Raw genomic sequence first — 15,489 nt, forward strand, 5'->3', positions numbered from 1 at the left:
CGGCTCAGCGAGCAGTATCAGCCATCCGTTTTCTTCAACGTGCCTTCCTTGTGCGCGGCGACGTGATCCGTCTTGTCGCTCTTGATTTCGTATTGCGGTTCGTCTTCCGAGGCGCGCCGCTTATGCCCCTTGTACTCGAAATCCTGGGTATGCACTTTCTTGATGGTGCCGCTCACCTGGCCTGCTTCGGAATTCCAGGTCACATGGTCGCCTACCTTGAACTTGGTCATGACATTGCCTCCTTTACGCAGGTCATAAACAACGTTTGCTTGACTAGCCTGGCCGTCAATCAATCTCCCAACTGCTTGAGTCTGGCCGCTTCCACTATCTCGATCCAGTAGCCGTCCGCGTCCTTGACGAAGGCCACGTCCTTCATCTTGCCCTGATCCGGGCGCTTGACGAATTCCACATCGTTGGCATCGAACCAGGCCACGGCGGCGTCCAGGTCCGGCACCGAGAAGCAGATATGCCCGAAACCCTGGGGCTCGGCGTTGCCGTCGTGATAGGCGAAGTCGTCCTGCTGCTCCGTGCCCCAGTTATGGGTCAGTTCCAGAATGCCGCGCTGATCGAAAGTCCAGGCGGTGCGCTCCGCCGCATCCTCCGGTGGCTGCTCATTCGCGTCGAGCCGAGCCAGAAAATACAGCGAGAACTGCATCTCCTCGAAATCCAGCCGTCGCAGTACCCGCATGCCGAAGATACGGCTGTAGAACGCCAGCGCCTTTTCCGGGTCCTTGACCCGCAGCATGGTGTGATTGAGCCGAAACCCTTGGGAATCGCTGGTGGGCGCCTGAACGCCGGGATATTGCTCGCCATCGAAACTCATCGCGCTCTCCTTGTCCTTGAGAATGAGGATTGCCTTACCCTTGCGGCAGGTCAAACGCCTGCTGCAGCGCCGGCCAGGCGGGCTCGCCGCTTCGGGTGGTCACGCCCTCGACAAAGGCCTTGACCTTTTCCGGGTTGTTCTTGATCCACTCCTCCGCGACGGCTTCCGGCTCTCGCTCTTCGTAGCTGAAGCCCAGAATCATCTGGCTCTGATCCTCCGCATCGATGACGATCTGGTCAAGCAGCCTGGCGGCGTTGGGGTGGGTGTCGGCGAAATCCTTGTTGAGCAGGGTTTTCACGTCACTGCGTCCGCCATCCGGCCCCCAGAGGTTTTCCGGATCCTCGAGATAGACGATATCGTATTCGATATTCATCCAATGCGGGGTCCAGGCGCCGAAGACGATCCATTCATCGTTGTCGATGGCGCTGTCCACGGAGCTGAGCATGCCCGGGGTCGAGGTGCCGGCGATTCTCCAGTCCCCCAGGCCGTAGGTGTCCTCATCCACCGCCTCATGCAGGATTTCGCTCATGCCGGAGCCGGCTTCGATGGTGTAGAGGGTGCGATCGAACCTGTCGGCGAACTCGTCCTTGTCCAGGTCCTCGGTGCTGGTCACCCCGGCGTCCGCTACATAGCGCGGCACGGCGAAGCCCAGCCGGGCACCGTCAACGTTATTGCCCAGATCGACGATCTTGCCTTTGGACATGGCCGAGTCATACATGCTCTGCTGCCCCGGCAGCCAGGCCGCTAGAAAGGCATCCAGCTCGCCCAGATTGAGCGCTTCGTAGGTAATGGTGGCGCTGATTTCCTGCTGATCCGGCTCGTAGCCCAAGGCGTCCAGCAACTGAGACGCCATGGCGGTCTTGACGGTGACACCGGGCCAGGAGGGGGAGGAAAAACGTACCCGAGGGGATTCTTCCGCGGCAAAGGCAGCACTTGTCAACAACGTCAGGGGCGCGGCCAGCACAATACCGGCGACGGTCAGCGTCAGCGGGTGCAATCGTGATGTCATATCGACTCCTTGGTATTACCTGCGATATTTGAAAACCCTTTCTAAACTAGTGGCATGAGCGCCTTGCGTATAAACGTCTGCTCAACGTAGCAGCCGGCGGCCATCGAGTTGACCCGCCCGTAGGCCATCAACCGTGAATCAGCATTTGGCCAATGTCGACCAATGTTCTACATTTATTGTACAAAAGCGCTACGACAATTAAGTTCAGCCGTTTATCTCATCAGACAATCAAGGAGCTTGAACAATGGCTTACGTGCAGGAAATGGGCGATAACGTCACGCTGTCGGAACTCGAAAGGGCCGTAAACAACGGTTTTTCTCCCATTGTCGAAATATGGTCCATGGACGGGGTCTATGTGGTTCGCCTACATCATCACGTCGACAAGGTAAGCAGTCTTTGCGACAAGGATGGCCAGGTTCTCAGCTTCAAGGGCACCGGCAAGATCTGCGACATGCTCGGTGAAATCGGCCTGACCCATGGCGTGCTGACCTTCGCGGATCAGAATGGCGACGAGATGATCGGCGTGGCGAGCCAGCCGGTTACCCGGGACGAAATGCTGGCTTACGGAACCCGTATCGCGTTTCGCTGAGCCTCGGGATTTGTCGCCGGCAATCATTGAAAGAATGCTCGACCGTTCCCATGTCATTCAAGTGGCACTACGCTGAGCATGAAGCCGGAGAGCAACGGAAGCCCCAACACTTCGGCCAAGCTTGTACAAACGAAAAGGAGTCGGATCGTGTCCAATCAGCCATTTCTTACGGATATCAAGACCATACGCGAGCGCGCTCGTCAGCATATCGAGCGCGGCGCCGTCACCGAGGGCTATACCGCGGATCGGGAAAACGTCATCAATCTGCTCAACGAAGCGCTGGCCACGGAAATCGTCTGCACGCTTCGCTACAAGCGCCACTACTATATGGCGGACGGCCTGAGCGCAAGCGTTGCCAAGGAAGAGTTTCTCGAGCATGCCCAGCAGGAGCAGCAGCACGCGGACTGGCTGGCAGAGCGCATCGTGCAGCTGGGCGGCGCGCCCAACTTCTCGCCGGAAGGCCTGCTGAGCCGTTCTCACGCGGAGTACGTCGAAGGCGAAAGCTTGCGCGACATGATCATGGAGGACCTGGTGGCGGAACGCATTGCCATCGACAGCTATCGGGAAATCGCTACCTACCTGGGTGACAAGGATCCGACCTCCCGGCGCATCATGGAGGACATTCTTGCCCAAGAAGAAGAGCACGCGGACGACATGGCCGGCCTGCTTGAAGGGCTGGATCATCAGCGGCTGGACAACGCCTAATCCCACCCAGGTAGCCCAACCGATGCCGCCTCGAAGACAACGACACGCCGGGTATCGTCATGCCCGCTCGGTCTTTGCTTATCCTCAGCGGTTGTTTCACAGCAGTTGGTGAAAATGGCATGCTGAGCGGGTTAGCTAATGATCTCTACATTCAATTCAGGAGGACCACATGGCGCTGCAACTTGGCGATATCGCCCCGGACTTCACCCAGGAAAGCACCGAAGGAACCATCAATTTTCACGAGTGGGCCGGCGACAGCTGGGTAATCCTGTTCTCGCATCCCAAGGATTACACGCCGGTCTGCACCACTGAGCTTGGCGAGGTGTCTCGCTTGAAGCCGGAGTTCGAGCGCCGCAATGCCAAGGCCATCGGTCTGTCGGTTGATCCTCTGGATGATCACCATGGCTGGGCCGGAGACATCCAGGAAACCCAGGGACATGCGCTCAACTTCCCCCTGCTGGCGGATGCAGACCGCAAGGTCAGCGACCTTTACGGCATGATTCATCCCAAGGCCAACGACACCCTGACGGTGCGCAGCGTCTTCATCATCGACCCCAGCAAGAAGGTGCGCCTGACCATCACCTATCCCGCCAGCACCGGACGGAACTTCGCGGAAATCCTGCGGGTGCTCGACAGCCTCCAGCTCACCGACAATCACAAGGTGGCCACGCCGGTGAACTGGTGCGACGGTGACGACTGCATTATCGTCCCGGCGGTCAGCAACGAAGAAGCCAAGACCCTGTTCCCCGAGGGCTGGGACGAGAAGAAGTCCTATCTGCGCATGGTCAAGCAGCCGGGCAAGGCTTGAGACCAGGCGGTCTCGACAAGCGCGGCATCCGCTAGACTCGAAAGATACCGGTCCAGGTGGCCGGTATCGTCGTTTTCTATAATGGGTCAGGGACGGAACAAGGAGATCACCATGCCTACCTTTAAAGGACTTTCCACCCGCTGCGTGCACGCCGGCGAGCCGGAAACGGATACGCCGCAAACGCCCATATACGCCACCACGCTGTTCACCTTTCAAGACACCCAGCAGTTAAGCGACACGGTGGCGGGGCGCCGACCCGGTGGTCTCTATACCCGCTTCGGCCTCAATCCCACCATTCAAGCCTTGGAAGCCAAACTCGCCACCCTGGAAGAGGGCGAAGCGGCGCTGTCCTTCAGTTCAGGAATGGCGGCGGAATCCGCCCTGTTCATGAGCCATGGCCGTCAAGGCGTCATCACGTTGGGCGATGTTTACGGTGGCACCCTGACTCTGCTGGCGGATCAGTTGCCTACCCTGGGTATTCCCTTTTTTCCCTTGCTGGGCCATGAGCTGGACCGCCTGGAAGAGACGCTTGTCCAAGGTCCCAAGCTGATCTTCCTGGAAACCCCCACCAACCCGGCCCTGGAAATCTTCGATATCGCCGCCATTGCGGAGATGGCTCACCACCACGGGGCGTTACTGGCGGTGGACAACACCTTCGCCTCACCGGTCAACCAGCAGCCCTTGGCCCTCGGAGCGGATCTGGTCATGCACAGCGCCACCAAGTACCTGGGCGGCCACAGCGACCTGACCGCCGGCGCCCTGATCGGCCCCCGTGAGTTGCTCGAGCCGATCAACGCCTGGCGCAAGAGCCTGGGCAGCGTACCCGCCCCGGAAACCGCCTCGCTGCTCGCGCGCAGCCTGCGCACCCTGGTGATACGCATTCGCCAGCATAATGCAGGCGCTCAGCAGGTGGCGGAAGCCCTGGCAAAGCACCCCAAGGTAACGCGAGTGTTGTATCCGGGTCTGGAAAGCTTCCCCGGCCACGACTTGGCCAAGCGCCAGATGCGCGGCTTCGGCGGCATGTTGACCATCACCGTGGGCGACAGCGGCGAGGACGCCACCCGCTTCGTCGATCGTCTGAAGCTCTTTGCTCTGGCGCCGAGCCTGGGCGGCGTGGAAAGCCTGGTCACCCAGCCGCTGACCCTGACTCACCACGCCATGGGCGCGGCTGAGCGCGAGCGTCGCGGCATCAGCGACAACATGGTGCGGCTCTCCGTGGGGCTGGAAGACCCGGAGGATCTGATCGAGGACCTGCAGCAAGCACTGGAAGAATGAAATCGTTCAAACAACATATCCTTATAACGGATTTATCCAAGTCGCGGTTTTCCCCTGTCCATCGCCAGCGGCTATGATCGGCGGCCTGACTCATCAAGTTGCATGTATCGGAACGGAGACTCCTTATGCTGCCTATTTTCCGTCGCCTTGGCGCGTTACTGGCCTTGTCATGCCTGCCCGGGCTCGCCCCGGCCCAGAACACCACCCTGGAGGTGGGCTACATGCCGATTCTGCCGGTGGCGCAGCTTTTCGTCATGGAAGGCGAAGGTTGGACCGAGGAAGCTGGCCTGGAGCTTGACCTGACCCGCTTTTCCAGCGGCCCGGCCATGGTGCAGGCCTTGGCCGCCGGCGATCTGGACGTGATGTATTTCGGCATCGGTCCGGCCATGGTGGCTCGGGCCAATGGGGTGCCGATCAAGGTGCTGGCCGCCAGCATCAAGGAGCAGATCGGCCTGGTGGCCCGAGGGGAATTCGCCGAGAGTTTCGACGGCTTGGACCCCAAGGCAGCCATTGCCCGTTTTACCGAAGAGCAGAGTCGCAAGCCCAAGATCGCCACCTTCCCCCGCGGCTCGGTGCCGGACACGGTGCTGCGCTACTGGCTCGCCGAGCAGGTCGGTGTGGATCTGGATAGCGTGGACATCGTCGCCATGGGCGCGGATCGGGTACAGCAGGCGCTGCTGGCCGGTGCGGTGGATGCGGCGTCGATCCTCGAGCCGATCCTGACCACGGTGACCGAACGCGACGATAGCGCGAAAGTGATCGTTCGAGGCGGCGACATGCTGCCGAATCAGCCCGGCGCGGTCCTGGCTGCCCGGGAAGCCGTACTGAAAGAGCATCCGCAGGCCATGCGCAAGCTGCTGGAGCTGCATATCCGCGCCACTCAAGTCCTGGAAGAAGATCCGGAGCGCGCCGCGCCCCACGTGCGGGAATTCGTCGGCAAGCGCCTGGTGCCCCTGGCCACGGTAGAAGCGGCGCTGAAATCGCCTTCCTCCAATTACCTGAGCGATCCTCATGAAATCATCGACGCCACCCGGGTGATGCGAGATTTTCAGACCCAGAACGGCACCCTGAGGAAGTCGGTGGATATCGAGGCACTGTTCGATACGCAACTCTACGACGAGGTGAGCCAACCGCAGGGCGATCAGACCTCATGAGCCACTATCGGCGCATACTGCTCAGCATCCTGGGGGTTGGGGTTTTCGTGGTGCTGTGGGAAGCGGCGCTGCGCAGCGGCCTGCTGCCGGGCAATCTGGTACCGCTGCCGTCGAGCATTCCCGGCGTCTTCTGGGCGGAAGTGCTCGACGGTATCTGGCTCGAGGTCGTGATATCGAGCCTGTCCCACTATGGCGTGGGAGTAGCGATCGGCTCGATACTCGGCATTCTGGTGGGTGTCGGCGCCGCCCTGGTGCCTACCTTTGACGCCCTGCATGCATGGCTAGCGAGGTTATTACGCCCGATTCCGCCCCTGGCCTGGATTCCCTTCGCCATCATCTGGTTCGGTATCAGCGCCCAGGCGGCGGCATTCATCATCAGTATCGGCGTGTTCTGGATCAACTACTTCACCAGCTACAGCGCCGTGAAGAGCGTCGACCCGGGCTTCGACGAGGTTGCCATCGCCTTCGGCCAGAAAAGCTTTCTGGCCAGACTGCACAAGGTCAGCCTGCCCGCGGCGGCGCCGGGCATCTTGAGCGGTCTGCGCGCCGGTCTCGGCCAAGGCTGGATGACCGTGGTCGCCGCGGAGCTGTTCGGCATTCCCGGTATCGGTCAACGCATGATGGAAGCCTCGAGCCTGCTGGCCACGGACATCGTGGTGGTCTACATGCTGACCATCGCCGGGCTCTATGCTCTGTTCGACTCCCTGTTCATGGCCCTGCAGCGCCGATTACTGAGATGGCAGCCATGAATCGACACGAAAGCGCATCACAGCCAGTACTCAAGGCTCAAGGGTTGAGCCTGGGATTTGGCGCGGACACGGTGCTGGAAGGGGTCGATCTCGATCTGGCGCCCCAGGAATTCGTCGCCATCGTCGGCGCTTCCGGGGTGGGCAAGTCGACTCTGCTGCGCGCCTTGGCAGGCTTGCTAAAACCGCAGCACGGCCAAGTGGCGCTGCGAAAAGACACCGCGCCGGATAAGCGCAGCTGGTCGATGGTGTTTCAGGCACCAAGACTGTTTCCCTGGCGCCGAGTGCATCGCAACGTGGAGCTGGGGCTCGAAGGGCTCAAGCTCTCCCGGCGAGAGCGCCGCCAGCGGGCGCTGGAAACGCTATCGCTAGTGGATCTGGCGGACTATGCCGAGCGCTGGCCAGGCACCCTCTCCGGAGGTCAGCAGCAGCGGGTGGGCATCGCTCGAGCGCTGGCGGTGCGCCCGGACGTCTTGTTCATGGACGAGCCCTTCTCCGCCCTGGACGCCATCACCCGCCGGCGCCTGCAGGCGGAGCTGGTAGCACTGCGCACCCGCACCGAGGCGGCCATCGTCTTCGTTACCCACGATATCGAAGAAGCCGTGCTGCTCGCCGACCGAGTCATCGTGCTGGGCAAGCGCGGCGAGGGGCCCGCCGGCGTGGTGGCCAGGGTGGATATCGATCTGCCCCTGGAAGGCCGTCGAGAGCATGACGGCTTCGCCGATCGGGTCTATACCATTGAAAAGCGTATCGGCACCGCCGCCACCGAGTTCACTCTTTGATGAGGAAGAAATTCTCATGACGCTGATGAAAGTACTGCTGCACGCCCCTACCGCCGCGAGTCTGGCCCGGGCGCGGCGCAACGCCAGAAACCTGCTGGCGGCGCGCCCGGAAGCCCAGGTGCTGATCGTCGCCAACGGCCCGGGGGTTCGCGAGGCCCTGGAGAATCCCGATCCGGACACGGATGATCGCCTGCGCCTGTGCCTCAATACGCTGCATACCCTGCAGCTGGAAAATTCCGGGGGCATCCAGGAAGTGGAAGCGGCGGTGGTGACCCTGGCGGAACTGCAGGCCCAGGGCTGGCACTACATTCGCGGCTGATTGTTCCTATCTTGCCAAGGAAATTCGGATTGACTATTTTATATTGGTCATTTGATTCGTTTTGCGATAAGGAGTCAGGTCAAGCTGTAATATCGCCTTTGGCTTAGGTTATCTAGTGCGGCTGGGGCAAGGAAGAATAATCAAGGAGGAATGATATATCCGAGTTCGAACGCTATCCCCGTGCTTGAACCCTAAGGTATCAATGCCGCATGGAATTAGTTCGTCATGAACCAGGCTTATCAAAATCTTACAATTTCCCGGCTATCCGAACGCCCCACCTCCCCGCTATCCGAACGTCCCACCACTTCTCCACTGTCCGGGCGTTACGCCACGCGTTCCCTGGATCGCGCGTTCAAGGCCAACCTAGCCAAGGCAACCGGGGGCACCTCACCGGCGGGCGTTGCCACGGTCATCTATGAATGGCTCGCGCACCTGGCCATGTCCCCAGGCAAGCAGCTGGAGCTGACCGAGGAACTGGGCTTCAAGCTTGCCTACCTGACACGCCGCGTCCGCCACATGAACCCGGCCTGGGATACCCGGCCTTGTCTCGACCCCATCCCACGAGATAATCGCTTTGGCCACGAAGCCTGGTCTCGCTGGCCCTATAACCTGATCTCTCAATCGTTTCTGTTGCAGCAGGAGTGGTGGGAAAGCGCCACCACCAATATCGATGGGCTATCGAAAAGCACCGAAAATGTGGTGTCCTTCATCGCCCGGCAGACACTTGATCACTGGTCACCGTCCAACTTCTCCTGGCTCAACCCGGAAGTGATCGACGCGACCCTGGCCCAGGGCGGCATGAACTTCCTACGCGGCTGGGAGAATCTCTGCGAAGACTGGGAACGTCATGTGTCCGGTTGTCCGCCGGTGGGTAGCGAGGACTTCAAGCTCGGCGAGAACCTGGCGGCCACCCCGGGCAAGGTCATCTATCGCAACCGGCTGATCGAGCTAATCCAGTACACGCCGACCACCGAAAAGGTCTATGCGGAACCGATCCTGATCGTGCCGGCCTGGATCATGAAGTACTACATTCTTGACCTGACGCCGAAGAAATCCCTGGTCCGCTACTTGGTGGAACAGGGACATACCGTCTTCATGATTTCCTGGCTCAACCCTACCTCGGAAGATCGAGATTTGAGTATGAGCCACTATCGGCGCCTTGGCCCCGAGGCAGCATTGAGTGTCATTTCGGCCATCGTCCCGGACCGCAAGATTCACGCCGTCGGTTACTGTCTCGGTGGCACACTGCTGTACATAACCGCCGCCGCCATGGCGCGGGACGGCGACGAGCGCCTGGCCACGATCACCACCCTGGCCGCCCAGGCCGACTTCACCGAAGCCGGCGAACTGTCGATGTTCATCACCGAAAGCGAAGTCGACTACCTCGAAAGCATGATGCAGGACCTTGGCTATCTCGATGGCTACCAGATGGCCGGCGCCTTCCAGCTGATGCGCTCCAACGACCTGATCTGGTCACGCATGATTCACAACTACATGCTCGGCAAGCGTCAAGTAGCGAGCGCACTGATGGCCTGGAACGCGGACATGACGCGCATGCCTCATTTGATGCACTCCCAGTATTTGCGTCGACTGTTCCTTGACAACGACCTGGCCACCGGCCGCTATATCATCGGCGATCGTCCCATCGCCATCCCGGATATCAACGCCCCGATCTTCGCGGTGGCGACCCTCGGCGATCACGTCGCTCCCTGGCGTTCGGTCTACAAGATTCATCTACTGTCCGACATGGACGAGGTCACCTTCCTGCTCACCAGCGGCGGCCACAACGCGGGCATCGTCAGCGAGCCAGGGCACAAGCGCCGCACCTACCAGATGGAAACTCGCCTGGCGAGGCAGAGCTACATCGATCCGGATACCTGGCTGCAGACGATGCCCAGCCAGCATGGCTCCTGGTGGCCGGTCTGGCAGGCCTGGCTGGTGGAGCGCTCCTCCGCGAAGCGAGTCGCGCCTCCCAGCATGGGCAATGGACGCTATGCGCCACTGGTGGACGCCCCGGGTACCTATGTCCTGCAGAAGTGAGGGCTTGCAAAAATAAGGTCTTGCAGGAATACCTCCCGACTTGTTGACCGTCAGTCGTTGAAGTGGCGCCCGGCGGTCACTTCCGGCACGTAGCCCACGCGAATCACGAAATCGCCGAAGGGCTCGCCGGGTTCGCGCTCGCGACCGTAATGCTGGAATAACCCTTCCAGGGCCTCGAGAATCTTCGTCTCGCCGACGTTTTCCAGGTAGCACTTGTTGAGCCGCTGGCCGTGAAAGCCGCCGCCCAGGTACAGGTTGTACTTGCCCGGCGCGCGGCCGGTGAAGCCGATTTCCGCCAGGTAGGGCCGGGCGCAGCCGTTGGGGCAGCCGGTCATGCGGGTAACGATCGGCGTGTCGGCGATGCCCGCCTGTTCTGCCAGCGCTTCCAGCTTGATCAAGAGGCTCGGCAGATAGCGCTCGCTTTCCGCCATGGCCAAGCCACAGGTAGGCATGGCCACGCAGGCCATGGCGTTGCGTCGCAGGGCGCTCTGTCGACGTCCTTGAGTCAGATGATGGTCTTGTAGCAGGCGCTCGATGGTGTCCCGCCATGCCGGTGAAATATTGACAATGGTCAGGTTCTGGTTGGGGGTCAGCTGGAACTCGCCTTCGTGTACTCGGGCGATCTCTCGCAGCCCGCTCATCAGCGGGTAATCCGGCCAGTCGCGAATACGCCCGTTCTCGATGAACAGGGTGTAGTGCCAGTGACCGTCGTCGCCTTCCAGCCAGCCGTAGCGGTCGCCGTTGTGCTCGAAGGCGACTTCCCGCGCCTCGCCCAGGGACCAGCCCAGGCGCTCCTCGACCTCGCCCTTGAACCAGTCCAGGCCGTGGGTATCCAGGGTGTACTTGAGCCGGGCCCGCTTGCGATCCACCCGGTCGCCGTAGTCCCGCTGCACGGTGACGATGGTTTCCGCCACCGCGATCATCTCCTCCGGACGACAGAAGCCGATCGGGTCCGCCAGGCGCGGATAGGTGGCGGCCTCGTTGTCGGTGCGCCCCATGCCGCCGCCCACGCAGACGTTGAAGCCCTGCAGGTCGCCATCTTCGACGATGGCGATAAAGCCCAGGTCCTGGCTGTAGACGTCGATATCGTTGACCGGCGGCACCGCGAAGCCGATCTTGAACTTGCGCGGCAGGTAGGTGGGGCCGTAGATCGGCTCGTTGTCCTTGTCCGGATCGACGCGCTCGCCGTCCAGCCAGATTTCCCGGTAGGCGCCGGCGCGAGGCGCCAGGTGATCGCTGACCGCTTGGGCGTGCTCTTGCACCTTTGCATGCAGCGCGCTCTGATGTGGGTTGACCGCGGCCATGACGGTACGGTTGACGTCGCCACAGGCGGCCATGGTATCCAGCAGCACCGAGTTGATGTCCTGAATGGTGGTGCGCAGATCGCGCTTGAGCACGCCGTGAAACTGGAAGGTCTGGCGGGTGGTCAGGCGCAGGCCGCCATCCCCGTAGCGGCGGCCGATGTCGTCGAGCTTGAGCCACTGTTCTGGGGTACAAGTGCCACCAGGCAGGCGAAGGCGCAGCATCATCTGGTAGGCGGGCTCCAGCTTCTGGCGACGCCGCTCGTCCCTCAGGTCGCGGTCGTCCTGCTGATAGAAGCCGTGGAACTTGGTCAGCTGGGTATCGTCCGGCGCCAAGGCCCCGGTGATCGGATCCGCCAGGCTCTGCTCGATGGTGCCGCACAGGAAGCGGCTATTGGCCTTGAGGCGCTCGTTGGGGTGCAGCGTCTCGAGGGGTTGGGTGATATCGCGGCTGCGATCGGGAGTGCTCATCTCGAACCTCGCTCAATAGACGTCGCGCTGATAACGCTTGTCGCGCTGCAGCTGTTTGACATAGTCGGTAGCGGCTTCCTTCGAATGGCCACCGTGCTCGCGGACGATCTCGATCAGGGCGTCGTTGACATCCGGTGCCATGCGCTCCGCGTCGCCGCATACGTAGAAGTGCGCACCGTCTTCCAGCCAGCGATAGACCTCGCCACCGCGCTCGCGAAGGCGCTGCTGGACGTAGATCTTCTCCGCCTCGTCCCGGGAGAAAGCCACGTCGAGCCGGCTCAGCACACCGCGCTTGAGCCAGTCCTGGAACTCGGTCTGATAGAGGAAATCCGTGCGGAAGTGCGGATTGCCGAAGAACAGCCAGCTGGGGCCGCTGGCGCCAAGCTCCTCGCGCTGCTGCAAGAAGGCGCGAAACGGCGCGACCCCGGTGCCCGGCCCCACCATGATCAGCGGGGTCTCGGGATTGTCCGGCAGGCGGAAATGCTTGTTGGTGCGCAGATAGATCGGCACCCGATCGCCGGGCTCGATCAGGTCGCACAGATAGGTGGAGGCGACGCCATGGCGCTCGCGCTCGAAGCTGGTATAACGCACCGCCGCCACGGTGAGATGAACCTCTTCCGGGTTCGCTAGGTGGCTCGAGGCAATCGAGTACTCCCGGGGCTGCAGCTTGCGCAGCATACCCAGCAGCGCCGGAGCATCCAGATTAGCGCCGGGGTATTCGAGCACCAGATCGATCAGGTGGCGCCCGTAAAGGTAATCCATCAACTCGCCGCGCCGCTCCTTGGCCAGCAGTTCGCCAATGGCTGGTGCCTCGATTCGGGCCGCGTAGGCTTCCACCACCGGCGGCGTCAGGGTGGTGATCTCGTAGTCGTCCCGCAGCGCTTCGAAAAGGCTACGTCCACCGCTATGACTTTCGACTCGTTCCTCCGGGTCCAGTCCCAGGGCGTCGAGCAAGGCGCTGACTTCCGCCTCCCGGTTGCGCGGCAACAAACACAAGATGTCGCCGGGCTGATAGTCCAGTCCGGCGCCTTCCAGGGAAAGTTCCAGATGATAGGTTTCCTTGGGGGAACCGCGCCCGTTCAGCCCCTGGCACTCCAGCACCTCCGCCAGGAAAGGGTGCTGGCGATCGTAGCGAGTTGCCTGCGGTGAGTCTTGCGGAGTCAGCGCCGCCGGTTCGGCGCCCGGCGCCGGCGTATCGCTGCGGCTGGCCAGGGCGTCCAGCAACTGGGTGATCCAGGCCTGGGCAGGCTCCTCATAATCCACGTCGCAATCGAGTCGCGGTGATAGGCGCTCGGCGCCCAGGGCTTCCAGCCGGCGGTCGAAATCCTGGCCGGTCTGGCAGAAGAATTCATAGCTGGAATCTCCCAGCCCTAGCACCGCAAAGAGGCACTCCTTGAGCTTGGGCGCCTTGCGGCCGTGCAGAAATTCATAGAAGTCCGCCGCCGGGTCCGGTGGCTCCCCCTCGCCATGGGTGGCGGTGACGATCACTAGCCGGGCTTCCTGGCGCAGTTCCTTGTGCTTGTAGTCCGCCAAGTCGACGACTCGGGCATCGAGCCCCCGGGCCAGGGCCTGCTCGCCGAGCTGGCGCGCCACCCCTTCCGCATTGCCGGTTTCGGAGCCATAGAGAATCGTCAGGGGATGCGCCGCAGGCGCCTGAGAAGGAGCTGGCTGAGCCGACGCCGCGGCGTTGACACCCGTCAAGTAGCCGCTCAGCCAAGTACGCTGATCCGCGGACAGCGCCTCGATCAAGCGATTGACCGCGCCAGCCTGCTCCACCGTCAGCGGGCTATTGGTCGCATCCAGGGCGTTGCTGTGCATGGGCGTTCACCATGTAGACAAAAGCGGAAGACGCCCTACCCTACCGACCTTTTTTAATACTATTAAGGAATTGTTGCTTACCTTTCTATTCGAATTGGTTATTTAGCTTACTTTATGTAGTTCCTTGGCGACGTCGGCCATGCTGTGGTAGGTGTGATCGCCGAACTTCTCCAGGGTCTGCATCTCCTGCTCGCTGGCCTGTGCGCGGGCATGGCGCTTGAGTTCCTCGCCGCTGGCAGGAAAGCTCATGCCCTCGAATAAGCTGGCGAAGCGCGCGGCGGAGGGCGCCTGCATGGCCCGTTGGCCGCCGGTCTTGCTCGGCTGGCTGTCCGGGGCCTTCTCGTGGGTGCGCAGCTCACCGAAGGCACGCGCCACTTCCGCGGCGTCGCGATATTCCTGATCGGGCAGTTGCGCGATGATATCGCGCACCTCACCGTTATCGACGGCGTTTCCCAGTTCCTCCCGCGATGTCGGAAAGTCGACGCCCTTCAGTGCCTTCTCGAGATCCGCGGCGGACACCGCCTGGCGGGGGTGGGAAGTCTGCAGATGCCGTTCGTAGCGGGATTTCTGCTCGAACTCCGCGCCGCATATTTCACAGGTGAATTGAGCCATCAGCGCACCTCCCCCACCGCTTTCTGAACATCCGCCATGGTCTCGAACTGCCGATCGGAAACCTCGTCGAGCACCTCGACGATTTCCTTTGCGGCATCGTTGGCTTTGGCCTGCTTGAGCAACTCGGATTTGCCGCAGGGAAAATCAACGCCCTTGAGCGCCTTGGCGATGCCTGCCGCGGAGTCGGTTTGGCTTGCCGCCTTGCCGCCGCGCTCACCGCCCTTGCTGCGATCCCCTGCCGGGGCCTCGCTTCCCGGTTGCATCTGTGGCTCCACGAGCTTGCCGCTTTCCAGCGCGTCGGTGGGCCATTCCCGCTTCGTCAAGCCCAAGGTCTTGAACAGATTCGCCTTGCCGGTGATCTTGACGTCTTCCTCGCTCAGATCATCGTGGGCCCCGATCAGCAGAAATTGAGCGTCCGCGTAGTCGAGCAGCTTGGGATCATCGATGGCGATCCAGCGCTTGTCGGCGAACTTGTCCTTCAGGTGCTTGGGATAGTCCGGCTTGGCCTGGGGAAAGCCGGGCACGTCGACGGCGGGATTGCGTACCGAGATCACGAAGCTCGCCTCGGCGAGTATGCCTAGCGTCTTCTGTGCCTTGCCGATCGTTTCGGGGCTGGAAAGCCGGTAGGCCAGGCGGGTGCCGCTGTCATCTTCGAAGATCGCGTAGCGTCCCTCGCCGACGGGAATGGCCTCGCCCTGCTCCTGCTCGCCTCGGGTCTTGGTTTCGTACTCGAGCGGAACCAACGCCTCGCCAATGTCCTTCGGCTTGGCGGTCAGGTCGTTCATCATCCATTCGCGTTGGGTGGACTTCGATTTCCCTCGCGGAATCTCCGGCAGTCGCTTCTTGCCTACCAGAAAAAGCCGCGCCGTGTCTTTCTTCTCCGGCGCCAGCACCAGGTACAGGCGCTGAATGTCATCCAGCTCCTGGATTTTTTCTGCATCGATCTTTGGCCGGTAGAAGAAATAGATATCTCCCTTTTCCACATAAGCCGTCATTTGTCACCTCCTGTGTCAAAATCGACGTGTTCGAGTCACCCG

The 15,489-nt window shown here is 61.5% G+C and carries 16 protein-coding genes; 9 read left to right on the forward strand and 7 right to left on the reverse strand.

All coding sequences use genetic code 11. The annotated features are described in order from the left end of the window. Positions 1 to 17: 17 nt before the first annotated feature. From FGL86_RS03030 to FGL86_RS03040, 3 genes are read right to left on the reverse strand one after another with little or no spacing between them, the layout of a single operon-like run. Positions 18 to 230 carry a hypervirulence associated TUDOR domain-containing protein gene (locus FGL86_RS03030; RefSeq protein ID WP_147183212.1) on the reverse strand — a complete coding sequence of 71 codons (213 nt, stop codon included), beginning with the start codon at positions 228 to 230 and terminating at the stop codon, positions 18 to 20. Positions 231 to 289: 59 nt separating this feature from the next. After that, on the reverse strand, positions 290 to 823 hold the full coding sequence (gene gloA / locus FGL86_RS03035) for a lactoylglutathione lyase (protein WP_147183213.1): 534 nt from the start codon (positions 821 to 823) through the stop codon (positions 290 to 292). Between the two features lie 34 nt (positions 824 to 857). Beyond that, entirely contained in the window at positions 858 to 1,832 is a 975-nt protein-coding gene (locus tag FGL86_RS03040; RefSeq protein ID WP_147183214.1) for an ABC transporter substrate-binding protein, read from the reverse strand. A 244-nt stretch (positions 1,833 to 2,076) separates the two neighbouring features. On the opposite strand from FGL86_RS03040, the gene FGL86_RS03045 reads away from it, so the two are divergent. From FGL86_RS03045 to FGL86_RS03085, 9 genes are all read left to right on the forward strand, one after another. Further along, on the forward strand, positions 2,077 to 2,421 hold the full coding sequence (locus tag FGL86_RS03045; protein WP_147183215.1) for a hypothetical protein: 345 nt from the start codon (positions 2,077 to 2,079) through the stop codon (positions 2,419 to 2,421). Positions 2,422 to 2,568: 147 nt separating this feature from the next. Continuing rightward, positions 2,569 to 3,126, forward strand: a complete 558-nt coding sequence (locus tag FGL86_RS03050; RefSeq protein ID WP_147183216.1) for a ferritin-like domain-containing protein — start codon at positions 2,569 to 2,571, stop codon at positions 3,124 to 3,126. A gap of 169 nt (positions 3,127 to 3,295) precedes the next feature. Next, the gene (locus tag FGL86_RS03055) at positions 3,296 to 3,934 is read left to right on the forward strand and encodes a peroxiredoxin (protein ID WP_147183217.1); all 639 of its coding nucleotides are present in this window, start codon (positions 3,296 to 3,298) and stop codon (positions 3,932 to 3,934) included. 111 nt (positions 3,935 to 4,045) lie between these two features. Beyond that, the gene (locus tag FGL86_RS03060; protein ID WP_147183218.1) at positions 4,046 to 5,209 is read left to right on the forward strand and encodes a trans-sulfuration enzyme family protein; all 1,164 of its coding nucleotides are present in this window, start codon (positions 4,046 to 4,048) and stop codon (positions 5,207 to 5,209) included. Positions 5,210 to 5,334: 125 nt separating this feature from the next. Further along, positions 5,335 to 6,363, forward strand: coding sequence for an ABC transporter substrate-binding protein (locus tag FGL86_RS03065; protein WP_147183219.1), 1,029 nt, complete (start codon positions 5,335 to 5,337; stop codon positions 6,361 to 6,363). Then, positions 6,360 to 7,112 carry an ABC transporter permease gene (locus FGL86_RS03070; RefSeq protein WP_147183220.1) on the forward strand — a complete coding sequence of 251 codons (753 nt, stop codon included), beginning with the start codon at positions 6,360 to 6,362 and terminating at the stop codon, positions 7,110 to 7,112. The genes FGL86_RS03065 and FGL86_RS03070 overlap by 4 nt, the downstream gene beginning before the upstream one ends. After that, entirely contained in the window at positions 7,109 to 7,891 is a 783-nt protein-coding gene (locus tag FGL86_RS03075) for an ABC transporter ATP-binding protein (RefSeq protein WP_147183221.1), read from the forward strand. Before FGL86_RS03070 ends, FGL86_RS03075 begins: the two co-directional genes overlap by 4 nt. A 16-nt stretch (positions 7,892 to 7,907) precedes the next feature. Continuing rightward, entirely contained in the window at positions 7,908 to 8,210 is a 303-nt protein-coding gene (locus FGL86_RS03080; protein ID WP_147183222.1) for a DsrE family protein, read from the forward strand. Positions 8,211 to 8,435: 225 nt separating this feature from the next. Further along, the gene (locus tag FGL86_RS03085) at positions 8,436 to 10,250 is read left to right on the forward strand and encodes a PHA/PHB synthase family protein (RefSeq protein WP_147183223.1); all 1,815 of its coding nucleotides are present in this window, start codon (positions 8,436 to 8,438) and stop codon (positions 10,248 to 10,250) included. A gap of 50 nt (positions 10,251 to 10,300) precedes the next feature. On the opposite strand, the gene FGL86_RS03090 is transcribed toward FGL86_RS03085, so the two are convergent. The 4 genes from FGL86_RS03090 to FGL86_RS18060 all read right to left on the reverse strand — a co-directional run bounded on the left by FGL86_RS03090 (position 10,301) and on the right by FGL86_RS18060 (position 15,447). Further along, a complete protein-coding gene (locus FGL86_RS03090) occupies positions 10,301 to 12,022 on the reverse strand; it encodes an NADPH-dependent assimilatory sulfite reductase hemoprotein subunit (protein ID WP_147183224.1) in 1,722 nt (573 codons plus the stop codon). A gap of 12 nt (positions 12,023 to 12,034) precedes the next feature. Further along, positions 12,035 to 13,840 (reverse strand): assimilatory sulfite reductase (NADPH) flavoprotein subunit, encoded by a 1,806-nt coding sequence (locus FGL86_RS03095; protein ID WP_147183225.1) that lies wholly within the window; start codon positions 13,838 to 13,840, stop codon positions 12,035 to 12,037. A 102-nt stretch (positions 13,841 to 13,942) separates the two neighbouring features. Then, positions 13,943 to 14,452 carry a DUF2795 domain-containing protein gene (locus FGL86_RS03100; protein WP_147183226.1) on the reverse strand — a complete coding sequence of 170 codons (510 nt, stop codon included), beginning with the start codon at positions 14,450 to 14,452 and terminating at the stop codon, positions 13,943 to 13,945. Then, a complete protein-coding gene (locus FGL86_RS18060) occupies positions 14,452 to 15,447 on the reverse strand; it encodes a DUF2795 domain-containing protein (protein ID WP_246131717.1) in 996 nt (331 codons plus the stop codon). Before FGL86_RS18060 ends, FGL86_RS03100 begins: the two co-directional genes overlap by 1 nt. Between the last annotated feature and the right edge of the window lie 42 nt (positions 15,448 to 15,489).

The sequence above is a fragment of the Pistricoccus aurantiacus genome, from assembly GCF_007954585.1.
Taxonomy (GTDB): domain Bacteria; phylum Pseudomonadota; class Gammaproteobacteria; order Pseudomonadales; family Halomonadaceae; genus Pistricoccus; species Pistricoccus aurantiacus.

Excerpts from the sequence above, each read along its gene's own strand:
- FGL86_RS03030 (WP_147183212.1), bottom strand. The coding sequence starts at position 230 with ATGACCAAGTTCAAGGTAGGCGACCATGTGACCTGGAATTCCGAAGCA.
- gloA (WP_147183213.1), bottom strand. The coding sequence starts at position 823 with ATGAGTTTCGATGGCGAGCAATATCCCGGCGTTCAGGCGCCCACCAGC.
- FGL86_RS03040 (WP_147183214.1), bottom strand. The coding sequence starts at position 1,832 with ATGACATCACGATTGCACCCGCTGACGCTGACCGTCGCCGGTATTGTG.
- FGL86_RS03045 (WP_147183215.1), top strand. The coding sequence starts at position 2,077 with ATGGCTTACGTGCAGGAAATGGGCGATAACGTCACGCTGTCGGAACTC.
- FGL86_RS03055 (WP_147183217.1), top strand. The coding sequence starts at position 3,296 with ATGGCGCTGCAACTTGGCGATATCGCCCCGGACTTCACCCAGGAAAGC.
- FGL86_RS03060 (WP_147183218.1), top strand. The coding sequence starts at position 4,046 with ATGCCTACCTTTAAAGGACTTTCCACCCGCTGCGTGCACGCCGGCGAG.
- FGL86_RS03065 (WP_147183219.1), top strand. The coding sequence starts at position 5,335 with ATGCTGCCTATTTTCCGTCGCCTTGGCGCGTTACTGGCCTTGTCATGC.
- FGL86_RS03070 (WP_147183220.1), top strand. The coding sequence starts at position 6,360 with ATGAGCCACTATCGGCGCATACTGCTCAGCATCCTGGGGGTTGGGGTT.
- FGL86_RS03075 (WP_147183221.1), top strand. The coding sequence starts at position 7,109 with ATGAATCGACACGAAAGCGCATCACAGCCAGTACTCAAGGCTCAAGGG.
- FGL86_RS03080 (WP_147183222.1), top strand. The coding sequence starts at position 7,908 with ATGACGCTGATGAAAGTACTGCTGCACGCCCCTACCGCCGCGAGTCTG.
- FGL86_RS03085 (WP_147183223.1), top strand. The coding sequence starts at position 8,436 with ATGAACCAGGCTTATCAAAATCTTACAATTTCCCGGCTATCCGAACGC.
- FGL86_RS03090 (WP_147183224.1), bottom strand. The coding sequence starts at position 12,022 with ATGAGCACTCCCGATCGCAGCCGCGATATCACCCAACCCCTCGAGACG.
- FGL86_RS03095 (WP_147183225.1), bottom strand. The coding sequence starts at position 13,840 with ATGCACAGCAACGCCCTGGATGCGACCAATAGCCCGCTGACGGTGGAG.
- FGL86_RS03100 (WP_147183226.1), bottom strand. The coding sequence starts at position 14,452 with ATGGCTCAATTCACCTGTGAAATATGCGGCGCGGAGTTCGAGCAGAAA.
- FGL86_RS18060 (WP_246131717.1), bottom strand. The coding sequence starts at position 15,447 with ATGACGGCTTATGTGGAAAAGGGAGATATCTATTTCTTCTACCGGCCA.